The organism is Pseudoalteromonas piscicida (genome assembly GCF_002744175.1).
Classification (GTDB): Bacteria; Pseudomonadota; Gammaproteobacteria; order Enterobacterales; family Alteromonadaceae; genus Pseudoalteromonas; species Pseudoalteromonas piscicida_B.
Map to the genome: position 1 here is coordinate 51,787 of NZ_NKHF01000098.1, position 15,943 is coordinate 67,729.

At 44.0% G+C, this 15,943-nt stretch carries 18 protein-coding genes and 2 tRNA genes; 14 read left to right on the forward strand and 6 right to left on the reverse strand.

What is annotated here, in order from left to right:
* The first annotated feature begins 253 nt into the window (after nucleotides 1–253).
* Complete coding sequence (locus CEX98_RS19570) at nucleotides 254–1,039, forward strand: YggN family protein (protein ID WP_099643685.1); 786 nt, start codon at nucleotides 254–256, stop codon at nucleotides 1,037–1,039.
* A gap of 23 nt (nucleotides 1,040–1,062) precedes the next feature.
* Here CEX98_RS19570 and CEX98_RS19575 read toward each other — a convergent pair whose 3' ends face one another.
* Complete coding sequence (locus tag CEX98_RS19575; RefSeq protein WP_431520167.1) at nucleotides 1,063–2,514, reverse strand: PLP-dependent aminotransferase family protein; 1,452 nt, start codon at nucleotides 2,512–2,514, stop codon at nucleotides 1,063–1,065.
* A 108-nt stretch (nucleotides 2,515–2,622) separates the two neighbouring features.
* Here CEX98_RS19575 and CEX98_RS19580 point away from each other — a divergent pair, with 108 nt between their 5' ends.
* A complete protein-coding gene (locus tag CEX98_RS19580; protein WP_099643686.1) occupies nucleotides 2,623–3,537 on the forward strand; it encodes a DMT family transporter in 915 nt (304 codons plus the stop codon).
* A 41-nt stretch (nucleotides 3,538–3,578) separates the two neighbouring features.
* On the opposite strand, the gene CEX98_RS19585 is transcribed toward CEX98_RS19580, so the two are convergent.
* The gene (locus tag CEX98_RS19585) at nucleotides 3,579–4,421 is read right to left on the reverse strand and encodes a diacylglycerol/lipid kinase family protein (RefSeq protein ID WP_099643687.1); all 843 of its coding nucleotides are present in this window, start codon (nucleotides 4,419–4,421) and stop codon (nucleotides 3,579–3,581) included.
* A 285-nt stretch (nucleotides 4,422–4,706) separates the two neighbouring features.
* Here CEX98_RS19585 and CEX98_RS22950 point away from each other — a divergent pair, with 285 nt between their 5' ends.
* From CEX98_RS22950 to CEX98_RS19600, 4 genes are all read left to right on the forward strand, one after another.
* Nucleotides 4,707–4,850, forward strand: coding sequence for a hypothetical protein (locus CEX98_RS22950; protein WP_172439810.1), 144 nt, complete (start codon nucleotides 4,707–4,709; stop codon nucleotides 4,848–4,850).
* A gap of 222 nt (nucleotides 4,851–5,072) precedes the next feature.
* A tRNA-Ser gene (locus CEX98_RS19590) sits at nucleotides 5,073–5,163 on the forward strand.
* Between the two features lie 18 nt (nucleotides 5,164–5,181).
* Nucleotides 5,182–5,274: transfer RNA gene (locus tag CEX98_RS19595), tRNA-Ser, on the forward strand.
* 126 nt (nucleotides 5,275–5,400) lie between these two features.
* Nucleotides 5,401–6,150 carry an MBL fold metallo-hydrolase gene (locus tag CEX98_RS19600; RefSeq protein ID WP_099643688.1) on the forward strand — a complete coding sequence of 250 codons (750 nt, stop codon included), beginning with the start codon at nucleotides 5,401–5,403 and terminating at the stop codon, nucleotides 6,148–6,150.
* Here CEX98_RS19600 and CEX98_RS19605 read toward each other — a convergent pair.
* On the reverse strand, nucleotides 6,147–7,259 hold the full coding sequence (locus CEX98_RS19605) for an aminotransferase class V-fold PLP-dependent enzyme (protein WP_099643689.1): 1,113 nt from the start codon (nucleotides 7,257–7,259) through the stop codon (nucleotides 6,147–6,149). The genes CEX98_RS19600 and CEX98_RS19605 overlap by 4 nt on opposite strands.
* Complete coding sequence (locus CEX98_RS19610) at nucleotides 7,246–8,433, reverse strand: PrnB family protein (RefSeq protein WP_099643690.1); 1,188 nt, start codon at nucleotides 8,431–8,433, stop codon at nucleotides 7,246–7,248. The genes CEX98_RS19605 and CEX98_RS19610 overlap by 14 nt, the downstream gene beginning before the upstream one ends.
* Before the next feature lie 116 nt (nucleotides 8,434–8,549).
* Between CEX98_RS19610 and CEX98_RS19615 the strand changes: the two genes are divergently transcribed.
* The 3 genes from CEX98_RS19615 to CEX98_RS19625 all read left to right on the forward strand — a co-directional run bounded on the left by CEX98_RS19615 (nucleotide 8,550) and on the right by CEX98_RS19625 (nucleotide 11,544).
* Nucleotides 8,550–9,017, forward strand: coding sequence for an Lrp/AsnC family transcriptional regulator (locus tag CEX98_RS19615; protein ID WP_172439811.1), 468 nt, complete (start codon nucleotides 8,550–8,552; stop codon nucleotides 9,015–9,017).
* Between the two features lie 135 nt (nucleotides 9,018–9,152).
* The gene (locus tag CEX98_RS19620) at nucleotides 9,153–10,415 is read left to right on the forward strand and encodes an alpha/beta hydrolase (RefSeq protein WP_099643692.1); all 1,263 of its coding nucleotides are present in this window, start codon (nucleotides 9,153–9,155) and stop codon (nucleotides 10,413–10,415) included.
* Nucleotides 10,408–11,544, forward strand: a complete 1,137-nt coding sequence (locus tag CEX98_RS19625) for a GNAT family N-acetyltransferase (protein WP_099643693.1) — start codon at nucleotides 10,408–10,410, stop codon at nucleotides 11,542–11,544. Before CEX98_RS19620 ends, CEX98_RS19625 begins: the two co-directional genes overlap by 8 nt.
* On the opposite strand, the gene CEX98_RS19630 is transcribed toward CEX98_RS19625, so the two are convergent.
* Entirely contained in the window at nucleotides 11,524–12,114 is a 591-nt protein-coding gene (locus CEX98_RS19630; RefSeq protein WP_099643694.1) for a DUF938 domain-containing protein, read from the reverse strand. The two genes, CEX98_RS19625 and CEX98_RS19630, sit on opposite strands and share 21 nt — an antisense overlap.
* Before the next feature lie 166 nt (nucleotides 12,115–12,280).
* Here CEX98_RS19630 and CEX98_RS19635 point away from each other — a divergent pair, with 166 nt between their 5' ends.
* From CEX98_RS19635 to CEX98_RS19655, 5 genes are all read left to right on the forward strand, one after another.
* Complete coding sequence (locus CEX98_RS19635; RefSeq protein WP_099643695.1) at nucleotides 12,281–12,463, forward strand: hypothetical protein; 183 nt, start codon at nucleotides 12,281–12,283, stop codon at nucleotides 12,461–12,463.
* Between the two features lie 125 nt (nucleotides 12,464–12,588).
* On the forward strand, nucleotides 12,589–12,999 hold the full coding sequence (locus CEX98_RS19640) for a hypothetical protein (RefSeq protein WP_099643696.1): 411 nt from the start codon (nucleotides 12,589–12,591) through the stop codon (nucleotides 12,997–12,999).
* A gap of 8 nt (nucleotides 13,000–13,007) precedes the next feature.
* Nucleotides 13,008–14,384: a class II fumarate hydratase gene (locus CEX98_RS19645; protein ID WP_099643697.1), complete on the forward strand. Its 1,377-nt coding sequence runs from the start codon at nucleotides 13,008–13,010 to the stop codon at nucleotides 14,382–14,384.
* A gap of 101 nt (nucleotides 14,385–14,485) precedes the next feature.
* Entirely contained in the window at nucleotides 14,486–14,968 is a 483-nt protein-coding gene (locus CEX98_RS19650; RefSeq protein ID WP_099643698.1) for a hypothetical protein, read from the forward strand.
* Between the two features lie 9 nt (nucleotides 14,969–14,977).
* Nucleotides 14,978–15,361, forward strand: coding sequence for a hypothetical protein (locus tag CEX98_RS19655; RefSeq protein WP_099643699.1), 384 nt, complete (start codon nucleotides 14,978–14,980; stop codon nucleotides 15,359–15,361).
* Nucleotides 15,362–15,374: 13 nt separating this feature from the next.
* Here the strand turns inward: CEX98_RS19655 and CEX98_RS19660 are convergent, their stop codons facing one another.
* Nucleotides 15,375–15,560, reverse strand: a complete 186-nt coding sequence (locus CEX98_RS19660; RefSeq protein ID WP_099643700.1) for a hypothetical protein — start codon at nucleotides 15,558–15,560, stop codon at nucleotides 15,375–15,377.
* Between the last annotated feature and the right edge of the window lie 383 nt (nucleotides 15,561–15,943).

Genomic DNA, 15,943 nt, shown 5'->3' on the forward strand with positions numbered 1-15,943 from the left:
GAGAGCCGTCTCTCAAGATCACTATTTAGCGCTAAATTTGCATTCTGAAAAGTGAGAGTTTCTTATCTTTACAATAAAAATTTTTTATCGCTATTCTAATGGTGACTAAAACCACTATATTTTAGTCAATTTGATCACTTTTTGGATGCTGCAATTTTACTGATAAGAGCACAACCAAATGATTTATATAGAATTAATTTTTGGCATTGTTCTTGAAGTACTATTTTCGTCACTGAGCCAATAAGGATCGACCATGAACAAAATTTTACTATTAACCGCAGCAACATTGATGACAACCACAGTTGCCGCCCATGAAAAAAATAACATCACCTTTAGCGGTGATAACTGTGAAGTAGAATTTCAAAATGACGTTAGGATCACCCCAGATAACTTAGTGATCACCACAGCGAAAAGCAAAACAGCCGAAATCACTCACCTAGGTGAGCTTAAACTCAATGGCGAGTATATTACTCTTAGTGAACAGCAAAAAACCATGCTAACGCAATATAGCGATCAGTTGCGAGGCCGCCTACCACAAGTAGCCGATATCGCATTTGAGGGCATAAAGTTAGCTGGTGTTGCATTGAACGAAGTAGCACAAACTTTCAACTTAACCAGCTTAGACAGCATCCATACAGTTATCGACGACCTTGAAGCGCAAGTACAGGGCACATTCTACCAGCAAGGTGCATTTGTGATGGGTAAACAAACCTTTGACGAATTCGGTGATAATTTTGATGAACAGTTTGAAGAGAAAATAGAAACTGCTGTACAAGGCGCCATGATGCAATCAATTGGCAGCCTGCTTGTTGCGATTGGTAGTGAAATGTCAGATTCAAACGGTGACATGAGCGCCTTTGAGCAACGCATGGATAACTTTGCGACCCAAATCGAGACCAAAGTAGAACAGCAAGCCAAGTCTATCGAGCAAAAAGCCGATGCGCTGTGTGGTGATTTTGAGCAGATTGCACACCACGAAACCATTGTCGCAAAATCGATTCCTGAAATGTCTGAATATCAGCTATTTAAATTCAAATAATATCGCTGCAGTTTAAGGCTTGGCTATGCCAAGCCTTTTCTTTGCGCTTGTGCAAGCTTTCCGAGCGTTTCAATCGCCTGCTCAACTGAGTCGTCCCAAGGTAGACCATAACTAATACGGATGCAGCTCTGATACTTCTTACTCGCACTAAATAAAGTTCCAGGTGTAATGCTTATACCCGCTTCTAGCGCCCGCTGAAATAGTAACGCTCCATCTACCTGCTTTCCTAAATCCAGCCATAGCACACAACCTCCCTGTGGACGGCTTACTCGCACCTCATCGCCAAATGCCGCGTTGACAGCATGGATCATCCGATCACGATTTTCAATTAGCCGTTTACGCACTAGCTTTAAGTGTCGCTCGTAACCACCGGAGCTAAGAAAGTCGGCAAGCGCCCATTGATTCATTAAAGAAGAAGAGCAACTCAGCGCACGCTTTATACGCTTTGCCTTTGCACTGAATTGACCGGCGACCATCCAACCCACTCGATAGCTAGGTGCTGCAGTTTTTGAAAACGAAGCACAAGTGATCACTAAGCCACTTTGGCTAAATGCTTGTGCGGGCATGCCTCGTTGCTCAGTAAAATACAAATCACCATACACATCATCTTCTATTAACACCACGCCACGTTGCTCTAGCAGCGCCACTAGCTGCGCACGCCTTGAATCTGGCATAAAGCTACCCAGCGGATTATTAATACTGGTAGAAAACACACAGGCGCGAATATCATGCTTTTCAAGTGCACGCGCTAAATCGTTAAGCCAAATACCGTCATCTGGACACACAGGTATTTCGATGGCTTTAAGCCCAAGATTTTCGGCTAATTCAACAATGCCAAAATAACAGGGAGATTCTATTGCAATAACATCGCCAGGCTTCGTCACTGCCTGAAGTGCAATGGCCAATGCTTCTTGAGCGCCGTTAGTGATCACCACCTCATCCATATCTATGGCCAACCCCATGTCCAGATAACGACGTACAATTTGCTTTTTCAAGCTATCTAGGCCATCCATAGGCCCATAATTAATAAGCTCATGACCCGCCTCTTTCATCGCACGGCGCATAATTTTAGCAAGTACCTGCTCCGTACCAGCAATGGCAATCGGGTTAGCAATGCCGAGGGGAATAGTATGTGGTTGGTGGATCCCTTTATAGACTTGCTCTATCAATGCTTGCTTATTGACGACCACAGGCTTTGCTGGCAACCTCGCCCGCTTTGGTGAGTCGTGATGAGAGGCGCGCTCACATAAAAAGTACCCAGACTTTTCTTTGGCAATCACTTTGCCTTGGTCTTCAAGCGCTTGATAAGCCTGTTTTACCGTAGGAATACTGACGCTCAGGTTTTGTGCCATTACCCGAAGAGACGGTAGCTTCTCTCCTGGTAAGATAGATTCTTGCTCCGCCATCGACAAGATCATCTGGATCACCTGTTGGTATAAAAAGGCAGACTGTTTTCGCTGTATCACTGTGCTCATAAATAAAATAATCTGTATAGGTATAAAATAGCAAATTCTGTATATAGCTTATACAGAATAACAGCGTACACTACACACTTCTACTGCTGTTTTAACCTAGAGCCGATCATGAAAAATCTTTTTCTTTACACCATTACTGTGCTGATATGGGGATCAACCTGGCTTGCTATCGAGTATCAACTTGGCAGCATCAATGAGTTTGTTTCGCTATTTTATCGTTTTGGTCTTGCTGCTATCTGTATGTGGGCTTTTGTACTTTATAAGCGCTTACCCATGCGATTTTGCCGTCGCGATCATGGTTTTTTTGTCCTACTTGCGTTGTGTAACTTTGGCGCCAACTACCTTTTCTTATACTGGGCTCAAGCACATTTGACTTCAGCAATGGCTTCAATCGCGTTTTCTTTGCTGCTAGTTGTAAACATCGTTAATACCAAACTGTTTTTTGCTAAACCTATTGCCAAAAGGATCTACTTTGGTGCGTCCCTAGGCACGCTTGGGATAGTCAGCTTGTTTTGGCACGACTTGGTCGCATTTGATTTGCAAAGCGAGGCCTTCATGGGGTTATCATTAGCTTTATTGGGAACAGTGGTTGCTTCGCTCGGAAACATGGTAAGCGTACGCAACTCAAACCAGCAAATTGATGTAATGGCAGGAAATGCATGGGGTATGCTTTACAGCGCTATCATGCTCGCGACCTATATTGCTTTCAGCGAACATCAATTTGTCAACCAAGCACCTGCTTCCTATTGGTGGTCTCTCATTTATCTGAGTGTGTTTGGGACAGTTATTGCCTTTGGCTGCTACTTCTCTTTGCTCAAAAATATAGGGCCAGAGAAAGCCAGTTATTTGATTGTTTTATTTCCGTTTGTTGCCGTGGCTTTGAGTACTTTATTTGAAGGCTTTGAATGGCAACAAAATACCTTTATTGGATTTATTTTGGTCATCCTAGGTAACGCGATTGTGTTAACACCGCTAAATCGCATTTATGCATGGCTGGCCATTCGGTCCCCAGTTAGAAGTTGAAGTCTTACCAATGCTTTAGCTTCTTACTTTTTAGCGCCATTTTATAATGGCGCTTTTTTTATGTTCAGCACCTGACGATGACACGTTATCGTAACTGGAGTCTGCCCTATCAGCTCTCCATCGGCTTCTACATCGTATCCTGGTTGAGCAATATGCAAAACGCTAACTCGCTTGTGGTGTAGGCCTCTATCATTCATATGGCGCTTGAAAATCATTTTGATAAACAACATCACCCGCTGCCAATGATTACCCGGAGTAAACCACAATAGTTCCAACCTGCCATCGTCAAGACGCGCCATCGGTGCAGGAGTCAATCCAGCGCCAAAATGTTTGCCATTGGCAAGTAGTAGCATCATTCCTGTATTTGGCCATTCTGGCATCTCGTAGTGGATTGGCTTAGCCGTAAACAATGACATTAGCCCCGCGCAAGTATAGCTCAACTTACCTAGGCGCTTTTTTTGCCCTAAATTATTCATGACATGTGCATTAAAGCCGATCCCTGCAACATTAACAAACCAGCGCTCTGCAATTTTTCCAAGATCAATACTGACCACTTGGTCTGAAAAGACCGCCGCACGCCACTGTTCATTTGAATATGTAAACTGCCGAGCGAAGTCGTTTCCTGTGCCAGCTGGCAAGAGAGCTAAGGTATTGGTCAGCTCCGCGATAGCGTTGGCGACCAAGTGCAAAGTCCCATCCCCTCCAATAACAACCACGCTCTTGTGCATTGTCGCAGCCTGAGTAATAGCCGCCCGATCAGCGACAAAATTTCCAGTGGTATAAAACCACGTTGCCATCCACTTTTTTTGCTGTAATTGCTGCGCTAACCACGCGCTTTGTGTTTTGCCCTCAGCCCCAGCTAACGGGTTAACTACCACCAGCATAAAACCCCTTAAATTCAAAAAATCAGTTTATATGAATAAAAAACCACACAAACAATCGAACCAAATCAACAAAATGCACAACACATTGTTTTATATAAAGTTATAAAAAAACACCTATGATACAACAACGCATAACCATGCAAAACAACGCTATACCTCAGGATGAACAACACATTAATCCATTAGTTATTTTAATCTGAAAAACACAATTTTTATCGTTTTAAAATTAAACAAATTGCGTGCAAAATAGCCTTGTTTTCAATTAAACCAAATTAGGAGTCAGACATGCTTAATTCAGCTGCGCCTTGCAGCCCATCACAAAACACATTTAACGAAACAAAGCCTGCTAAACGTCGTATTAACTGGACGAAATGGTTGGCTGTATGTGGTCAACACTTAGCGTTAAAAGACGTGATTATGTATAAGTAAGTCTGCACGGAGCATGGTGCCCCAACCCACCATGCTCCTGTCAGCGCCTTCCAATAGACCATAAAACCACCAAAGCAACCAGCATTTTTGTTCAAAATATACCTTTCAAGCCGCTAATTTCTCGCACAATTTTAAAAAAACCACACTTTTAGCACATTTTTTAAGCAAACAGTTTAAAAACGGTTTACAGCGCCTAAATCGCTAAGTATTATCTTTGCCCATGGAGAGATGGCTGAGTGGTTGAAAGCACCGGTCTTGAAAACCGGCATACGTTAATAGCGTATCTAGGGTTCAAATCCCTATCTCTCCGCCATTTTTAAAGTATTGCGTCGGAGAGGTGGCCGAGTGGCTGAAGGCGCTCCCCTGCTAAGGGAGTATAGGGTTTGTAGCCCTATCGAGGGTTCGAATCCCTCCCCCTCCGCCATCACTTGTGAAGAAACCGCTTAATTGCGGTTTTTTTATGCCTGTAATTTACCAATCTCATAACTGGTCAGATGTCTTTAACCTGTGCTATGTTGAGATCTGATTGGGAAAATGAGCACGGCAAACAATGAAGATCCATATCTTAGAAGGATATATTCAACATATCTATTTAGTTGAACACGGCACTGACCTGCTATTGCTAGATGGTTGCTGTCGTGCAGACGTTGACTTGGTCTGCAACTTTATTCAACAACTTCAAAAGCCGCTCAGTGCACTTAAGCTTATTGTTGTGACTCATATGCACCCAGATCATGCTGGCGGAGCCCACCGACTCAGAGTCCGAACAGGCGCCAAAATAGCAACTGCAAATGCCCCTAGTCAGTGGTATCGTGGTATTGATGGTATCATGATGCACCTATCGGATATGGCGTTAGCACTGTGGGTTGCAGGAAGAAAGCGTAAACCCAAGCGCAACTTATGGTATCCAAGACGTTTAGCACCAGACTTTTTCTTGGCCGACGGCGATAACTTACCTTACTTTGACGAATGGCAAGCCATTCATACTCCAGGCCACACAGATAGAGACATTAGCTTACTTCATCAACCAAGTGGACGAATGTATGTCGCAGATCTGACGGTCAAGGTGAAAGGGCAATATGTTGCGCCTTTTCCCGTATTCTATCCTCGGCTATATCGCTTATCTCTCGCTAAAGTGAAAGCGTTACAGCCACACTCATTAATTTTAGCGCACCAAGGGGAAGTCCCTGTTAGCGACATTGATTTTGACGCATTAATAGCAAACGCGCCCAAGCAACCAATGACACATTGGCGCTCGGTAAAGAAGAAAACCAAAAGAGCCTTAGGCCTCGGCCATTAGCCGTTTTTAACAACCTCAACCAGCGCCTCAATATCTTCTTGATCGTTATATACGTGAGGTGAAACACGGATCCCGTAACGACGATTATCAACAGCGATACTTGCGCGCTTGAGACGTGCTTTAATCTCATCATGATAAGGCCCAAAATCTAAAATAGCGGTTCCTGAACAAGTATCTTCTTGAATCGGGGAGCGGTAAAACTCTGGCAACGCTGCTTGCAGCTTGGTTAGCAAACCAAAATTGTGTTCGCGTACCGCCTTTACACCAACAGCTGCAAAATAACCTAAGCTGTGGCCCGCATAGATATAAGGCGCCACGCTGGGGGTTCCTCCCCAAAAACGCAGCGCACTTTCATTAGGTTCAAAATGATGAATGTCGAACTCGAAAGGATTTTGGTGCGAAAACCAGCCAACATCTTTTGGTTCGCAATACGGCAAGATAGTTTTATTCACCCAAATAAAGCCGGCCCCCGGACCTGCACAGCTCCATTTAACGCAGGAACCAATTACACAATCGGCATCCCATTCACTCAAGTTAATAGGTAATACGCTTAGCGACTGTGCTATATCGACGATGGTGCGGCAGCCATGTTGTTTTGCGTAATGAATAATTTGAGAAACCGGCGCCTGCTGGCCGCTATTTGAGTACACGTGGCTCACAAACACCCAGTCAATCTTGTCGTCTATATATTGCTGCCACACTGCTGGGTCATGCATATTGAGAGATTCAGGAATATACACAATGTCGATATTATCCAGTGCATTTTGCAATGCAAACCCCATACTCGGAAAGTCCTGTTCACTCATCAGAACTCGAACTTTTCTGATCCCGCTCTCCGGCAAACTCATAGCCCACTTAGTTAATCCACTGGATAGGTTTGTCTGCGGACAAAATAATCTCGCTTCGGAGTGCAAAAGCTCAGCAAGTATGGCAGTGAAGCGCTCAATGCCTCCTAACCACTGCTGCCAAGGTTCCTGGTTTTGCTGCTGCCATGGCAACATAAACTGCTCAACAAAGTCTGTTTGGGCTGTTTTGAGCATACGACCAACCGAGTGACTAAGTAAGTAATGGCCTGATGCTAGGTGAAAGTCTTCTTTATAGGCTGTCATTTTGCCCTCCTAAAGCCTGACGTAGTACCTTCAAGTCGTGGTAACGTGTAAAAATATCATCGCGTTCGGCCGCGGCTCTACGGTCACGTAAGTCAGCGAGTTCTTGTAGTAATACTTCAATTGGTGGCCCACTTGCGGTGACCTTGCTTAGGTGTTGTTGTTGCATTGCTTTAGAGGGCTTGGCGATATATTTCTCAACGAGCTGGTTATGGTGCTGAATCGCCGTGTCGCCGTGTAGTTTACAAACTTGTATAAACAAGTTAGCAGCAGGCGTAAACCAGTCGCGCTTAGGGCCTTTTAAGGCGGCCAAGAACGCATCCATCAGGTTAGGTGTGCGCATACACTCACGTAATGTTGCCTGATCCTCAGGCATCATATAAAGGAATTTTTCCACCAAAATTTGACCATAACTGATGTCATTCGCGGGGCACAGTCCAAGCATCATATCTATCACATTAATGCCCGCAAAGTCACCAGCATTCGCACCGCGATAGATTTCTTTTCCTACACGGTAAGGCTTATAGTACGGCCGTACAACGTAAAAGAATGCTTCTGGGTCTAAGACATTGAACAGCGTTCGATTAGACTCAATAACCTCTAGCAGCGCCTGCTTAACCTGCTTTAATAACACCAATGACATAGGGTGCGAAATTCCTAAATGGTGCACTTTCATTAGCGACTCTGACGCTCGCTTGTATGCGAGGATAGCTTGCGTGTTGTAGTCGATAAATAGACGTTCAGCCGGGTGTGAAGTAAAGCGTTTATACACTCCATCAATGGCTCGGTTATGAGTAGTAAGGTGGGCCGTAGCAAATCTCGGCGTAACACCAAGTGATGCACCGATATGCATTGCCAGTGCGGAGGCTTGCTTTAAGGGAGAAACGTGCTCACGGCTCGGCTCGGTAATTTCGTGGCGTCGGCATGCGGCCATAAATAAGCCAACATTTCCAAGTAAGTCAAAAGCTTGCTCAAATCCTTCATCGGTATTACCTTCTTCAAGTAGTGCTTGGATCAGGTAATTGCCCTCCTCTAGCAGCTGTGCTTTTAGCGTTTCACCAACGCCTTCAACATTTGCTTTATCCTGCTGCTGCCAGTAAAGCTGTTCAAGTTTATCGTTAATCTCTACAAATGGACCTCGGATCCATGCATCAAATTGTACGGCTAATGGGCTCATTGTCATATCTCGTGATTATTCCACGATCAAGGCTAACAAATCACCATGAGCATAATTTGCCAATTTTCTCTAAAAGTTCGATACTGATTAGCAAGAATCACTATTTTATAGCCTATATGTCGGTAAATTTAGATACAAAAGACAAACAGCTTCTCAACGCCTTACAGCATAACGCGCGATTAAGTAACGCCTCACTGGCTGAAACAGCAAACCTTTCTGACACCCCTTGTTTGCGGCGAGTGAAACGCTTACAAGATACAGGTGTCATTTCAGGCTATCATGCAGCGATCGACAGGGCTCAAGTGGACCTTAGTATTTTAGTGTACGCTTTCATAAAACTGAGTGAAAACACCGCAGCCGCCGCTCAGCTGTTTGAACAGCATGTAGAATCTGAAGACCAAGTAATTAGTTGTTCAGTGATCTCTGGCAGTTATGACTATTTACTAGAAATCGTGGCAAAAGATTTACCCAGTTACGAACAGTTTGCCAAACACCAACTGGGCGCATGTAAAGTGATCAGTGGTATTGAGTCCACAATTGTTTTAAAACAAACATTTGCAAAGCGTGTGCTGCCGATCCGCTAAACATTTTTATCGTCATCTTATCTCGCTATACTATATAACCTGAACTCGGGATAATAACTTGTTCTCTAGCAGCTGTTATCCCTTACTACTGCATTAAATTTGCTTGCAATAGGCCAGCAGCTAAAAGGACCGAATATGCGCCACTTCTTCTCTTCCACTGTACTTGCTTTTAGCCTGCTCACCTCGCCTTTGGTCATCGCACAAGACTGTGTTAGCCAAGTAAATGATATGGCGCTATTCACCAAGAGCAAAGAGTCGGGTTTATTTCGCGAAGCAATTGATAAAGGTCCCACTAGCGTCGATATTACCAACATAAACCGTTATGACGACTACCTTAGTTCGACCAAGCAACTGATAGAAAATCGTAATCCTCGTGCCACATTGCCGTGCCCATTAATGACACCTACGGCAAAACTGCTCGGACTGAGCAGCCCTAAGGTAAGTGATCTTGTTGCGCCATTTACGCTTGAACATGATAATCAAGAAAAAGCCATTTTGCTGATCCATGGGCTGACCGACTCCCCATTCACCTTTCACTATTTAGCCGCTAACCTATACGAGCATGGATACAATGTGAGAACGGTGCTCCTGCCAGGTCACGCCACAGCACCAAGTGATTTAACTGAAGTGGATATTGATGATTGGCAAACACATATTGATTTTGCCATCGCCCAAACCAGCCAAGATTTTAAACAGTTTTCGGTGCTTGGTTATTCCACTGGCGCCGCCCTTGCACTGACCAGTATAGACAAACAAAAGCCCAATAATCTAACCTCACTAGCTTTGATCTCGCCTGCCACTGAACCACACAATAAAAACGCTTGGCTTGCTAAGTGGGTAGACTATATTCCATTTGTGAACTGGATAGATGAAGATGCGGACTTAGACTTTGCCAAATACGAATCCTTTCCGTGGCATGGTGCCACGTTAGCACATCAAGCCATGGCGCCATTACAATCATTACAGGGACTGCCAGAGGTGCCAATATTCGTCAGTTATAGCGATGTCGACACCACAATAGATAATCGTGCGACAGCCAAGTTGCTGACAAAATGGCAACCTCAGGCAGCACTGACTCAATTAGTGTATTCAGAAATAGACGATAGCAATTATCGTAGCGTAAAGGCTAATAACATCATAGATATGTCGCATATTGGTATTTTGCAGCCAGCTGAACACCTGTTTTATGGCAACAAAGGGCCTTATCGGAATTGCACCAGCTATCATCAGGAAGACCAAAAGTTTATTGCATGTCGAACTGCTGAGCAGGTGTACTTTGGAGAACGTCATGAAGCCAATATGACGGCACATCAACCTTTGGCTCGGATCACATTTAACCCTGATTATGCTCACTTCGAGCAAGCACTCATGCAGTTCCTTGATAACCATAATGACTGAATACACTCATCAATTTATTAACAGCATTACCGCTATAAATGAGAAGCAATGGCACTCTATTGCCCCAGCTCATGTATTTACCAGCTATGCGTGGTTAGCAGCATTAGAGTTGAGCGGTTGCACTACCAAAGAAACCGGTTGGGCACCGCACCATTTGGTTATTGCTGCGCAAGGCGATCCTGTTGCTATTATACCAGGATACGTAAAGTCACACTCTTACGGGGAATATGTATTCGACTGGGCGTTTGCAGAAGCTTACGAGCGTCATGGCCTAGACTACTACCCAAAGTGGTTGTGTGGGGTTCCATTTACACCCACTCAAGGGCCAAGGATATTAACCAAGGCCGTATCAAATGGCTTGCTTCAGTATATTGAAGCGACCATCACTGATCTTGCTCAACATGGCATAAGTGGGGTTCATATTAACTTTTGTACTGAGGCTGAGTCCGAGTATCTAGCCCAGAGTCAACTCGTCCAGCGTCGCAACGTTCAGTTTCATTGGCACAACAAAGGCTACACTCAGTTTGATGACTTTCTTGCCACTCTAACATCCAGAAAACGAAAAATGATCCTCAAAGAGCGCCAAGCTGTAAACAGGCAAGCGTTCGAAATAAAGTGGATTAACGGAAGCGAGATCAGCGCAGCCCAACTAGATGCATTTTTCCTGTGCTATCGACTGACTTACCTAAAACGTTCGCGACATCAAGGTTATCTGTCTCATGCTTTTTTTCAGCAAGTCGTTACCACTATGCCACATGCGCTACGCTTATGCTGTGCCTATGTAGATGATGAAGTCATTGCCACCAGTTTATATCTTGTTGATGGTGATACTTTGTATGGCCGCTACTGGGGCGCGATCGATGATAGCTATGACTTTCTGCACTTTGAGCTATGTTATTATCAAGGTATTGAATACGCTATCGCCAATCAACTGGCGGTATTTGACGCAGGTGCGCAAGGCGAGCATAAATTGGTGCGAGGTTTTGAGCCGGTGTGGAGGCAATCTTACCACCGCTTATTCCACCCAGACTTTCAGCGTGCACTCGAGGACTTTACTCAACGCGAAGGAGATGCACTCGAGCATTACTTTGCTGAGTGCAACACAAAGCTACCGTTTAAACACCAATAGGCGATTATTCGCTGGCATTGCATAGTCTTGCTGCAGTATAAACCCTTGTGCTGCCGCGAGTGCAACCACCCACTCTTGATCGCGAATGCCACTGTCACCGTCTTGTGTTTTTAAGTATGCATCAAATTCACGGTTACTGTCGCTGGTAAACAGCTGCTGGTAATTAAACGGGCCATATACAATCAGGTAACCATGTTCACTAAGGTGCGCTCCTGCACCAATGAATAAGCGCTCAACCAATTTAGCTGAAACGATATGCAAAGTATTCGCTGTATAAATCACATCATAACGTTTATTGGTTGGCCATGCTTGCTGCAAATCTAGCGCTAATGGCGGTAAAACATTTTCAAGGCCAGCGTCATTCAGCCATGCAAGTATCCCAGCATGATTTACCTCTCTGTCTGCCGTTTGCCATGTTAAATGCGGTAAAGCTGCTGCGAAGTGCACTGCATGCTGGCCCGTGCCAGAGCCTATTTCGAGCACCGCTAATGGCTTACTGAGGTAAGTTTTCAGCTTTTCTAAAATAGGATGTTTATTATTTTCACACGCCTGAGAGTAAGGTTTGGTCATGTTTTTTGCACTACATTGATCAGATTATGCGCCTCATTGAGGCAAGGATTTAGCTTAATTGCAAGCTAAAGCGCTAAAATTTCGACTAAGCAATTAAAATTAGGAAAGAAATTTATTTTGGTACAACTTCTGCTAAGTTTAAAGAGTACACAGAGGAGAAGCGAGCATGAAAATTTCAGAGATCACCCAAATGCCAAGCCAACTTAAAAGCGAAGGACTAGTCCTGAAGAAACGTAAACACACCTTCACAAATAGTCGCGCTTACCGACAAGAAGTCGCTAACCTAATGCAACTCGAAGAACAAGAGAAAGAGCATTCAGAGCAACAGTATCTCCTCGGCTACAATTAAATATAACGCCCTAACTCATACTTTTGAAATTCATTTAAGACTCATGATGAGTTGCTATGGTTAGAGACTAAACAAATGTTTGCTATAGCGAAGACAAAAGCTTGAATTGCTAACCAAACGGTGTAATGATAACCATTATCATTACACCGTTTGGTTTTGTAACTATGCAGCTAGCGACTTTATTGAAAACCTATCGCGCCACACTTAACCGCCACTGCCAGAGGCCACAATTAGAGGCCCCTCTATTGGTTGCTGAGTATATTTCAGCAGGTATAGATATGGCGAAATGGTACGAACGACACAACAACCCGCTACTGCAAGAACTCTATCTTAAAAATACATTGTCTGAGCTATTAGAACACATAGCAGATCCTCTGGTTGAGACAGCCATACGCAAACAATGCATGGATCAATTATTCAAACCCTTGTTGGCACTAAAGCGGTTTTATAAATACCACCATGACTCATCACGACAGTTTCTAAAGATCCAACGAGATGCATGTCAAACCTGCCAACAGTTTAACCCTTTTCATTAGGAGCAATGATGACCACATTTCGCCAAGAGTCTGATAGCATGGGTACGCTCGATGTGCCGGAACATGCACTATACAAAGCGCAAACTCAGCGTGCCGTGAATAACTTTCCAATTAGTGGCATTACGATGCCAAGCAGCTTTATCAAGGCATTAGCCTATATTAAGCAAGCAGCGGCAGAAACCAACCAATCTCTCGGCCACCTTAGCAGCGATAAAGCAAACGCCATTGTGCGTGCCTGCCAGCAACTGATTGATGGGAAACACTTAGATCAGTTTCCTGTAGACGTATTTCAAACAGGCTCAGGTACAAGTTCAAATATGAATGCCAATGAAGTGATAGCCACGCTCGCCTCTGACCTTAGCGGACTGACAATTCATCCTAATGATGACGTTAACATGGGTCAAAGCTCTAACGATGTGATCCCTACAGCTATTCACGTCAGTAGTGCAATTACGGCCGTATATGATCTGTTACCTGCGCTCAAGCATTTATCTAGCAGTATTGAGAAAAAAGCAGAGCAAGTGGGACATCACGTCAAAACAGGCCGAACTCACTTGATGGATGCAATGCCAATAACATTTGCACAAACATTAAGTGGCTGGCAGGCCCAAGTAGATAATGCCTGTCAGGGAATTGTGCATTCTTTAGAAAAAGTCTATGAATTAGGACAAGGCGGTACAGCGGTTGGTACAGGTATTAATGCCGATCCACAATTCGCCAAGCTATTTAGCCAAAACTTAAGTACTAACATAGGGATCCGGTTCAGTAAGGGCAGCAACTTTTTTTATCATATTGGTTCACAAGATGCGATTGTGGGACTCTCTGGACAACTTAAAACCTTTGCTGTTGCTCAGATGAAAATAGCCAATGACTTACGTTGGATGAACTCAGGGCCTCTTGCGGGTCTCGGAGAAATCGAACTTGAGGCGCTTCAACCTGGTTCATCGATTATGCCAGGTAAAGTAAACCCTGTAATTCCAGAAGCTGCGGCAATGGCTAGTGCTCAAATCATTGGTAATGATGCAACAATTAGCGTTGCAGGCCAGTCTGGCAATTTTGAGCTGAATGTTATGCTGCCTGTAATAGCATTAAATATTTTGCAAAGCATCGAGATTCTCTCCAATACCGCGAGATTACTTGCAGATAAAGCTATCTCTAGTTTTATCGTTAATGAGCAGAATATTCAAAAGGCGTTGGCAAAAAACCCTATTTTGGTCACTGCTTTAAATCCTGTGATCGGATATGAAAAAGCAGCGCAAATCGCCAAACTTGCCTACAAAGAAGGCCGCCCCATTATTGAAGTCGCAGCCGAGCAAACCGAGTTGACGGAAACTGAGTTAAAAACATTGCTCGATCCACAGAAGCTCACGCTTGGCGGATTATAGAATGTCTAGTCAAGCAGTCTCTATCCTGTAGTCGACTGCTTGATCTTGCTATTCTATGTTGATTTGCGTAGTTTATTTAGCAAACAGCAGGAGAGTAGATAATGAACAAAGTAATCCCAGCTTTACTCACAACCATTTTTTTATTTGGCTGCCAAGAAAACACGCCAGAAAAAGAGGCGGAAAACGAAAAGCAACCACAAAAAGTTGCACCCGCGAGTGAACAAGCAACCAGTTTACCCATTCAAAATAAAGATGGTCAGAAACTTGAGTATACGGATATTAAAACGCTTAAGCAGTCTTTAGAGAAACTCGTATCCGACAAACACTGTGATGACTCGAGCCAATGCAAAGCCATAGCGGTTGGTCATCGCGCTTGCGGTGGCCCATCTTCCTATATCGTCTACTCAACCCAATCAGTAGATGAAGCCCATGTTGCTGAATTAGCCGACAAGATAACAGGCCTGGAACGAGCCTATAATATGCAAAATCAGATGATGAGTATCTGCGAGCACTTAGTTGAACCTGCTACACAATGTGTTGAAAATAAATGTGTTAAACTCGATAGCAATCGTTCTGCATACTAGAGGCAATTAATGAAGCTCGTTATATCTCTCTCTTTCGCCATGACAGCGGCGCTAGCTACCCTATCTGGCTGCCAATTGACACAGACTAATCAAACCGCTCAGAGCAATACAGAGCTCACACTCAGCAATATAAAAACAAATGTCGGATGTGATGCCAGCTATCAATGCAAAGTGATAGGTGTTGGCGAGCGATTAACTTGTGGTGGCCCAAGAGAGTATCTTATTTATTCAACTAAACACAGTGATGAGCAAAAAGTTGAAGCGGTTGTTTCTGCCATTACAAAAAACGAAAAGATTGAGAATAAAAGCAAGAAGCCAGCAGCAAGCTGCGAACCTGTTATGCCTGTACAGACGCTATGTATTGCCCATAAATGCCAAGAAGTGCCGCTTTAACCTGAGCGGCTTCTTAGCTAACCAGTTCATTGATGGCAGAAACCACCACGACCAAAATGGCGCAGATACTCGCATTAATAATATATCCAGGCCTTAACTGTTTCTTAATCCAATAACTATACATAAAGCGAATAAGGTAAGTCGCTGAAGTGCCAAATAAGGCAAAAATAACCAACAGAGCAATTAATTGAAATGTCACCCGATCCCCCCAATTTTTCCCCCATCATATCGTTTATTAAATTATCCATATAGCCCTCATTTCATAAAACCATCTGATTTTATGAAACAGCGACCTATTAAATGCAAATAATAGTGTTGAGCGTAGGTTAGCTTTGACTGGGTGTGTATACACAAATCGGCGGATGAACCGCCTCCTACCCTGCTGAGACTGGTAGGAGCGAGTTTATCTCGCGAGGTGTTTATGTTTTATCTTTAATGTCTTGGACTGGGTGTATGCACACAAATCGGCGGGTGAACCGCCTCCTACCCTGCTAAGGGTGTGGTGGGAGCGAGTTTATCTCGCGAGGTTTTCAATGCCGTCAGATGGAAAAGCCTTTGGCGTCTTCGAGTGGGTGTGTACAA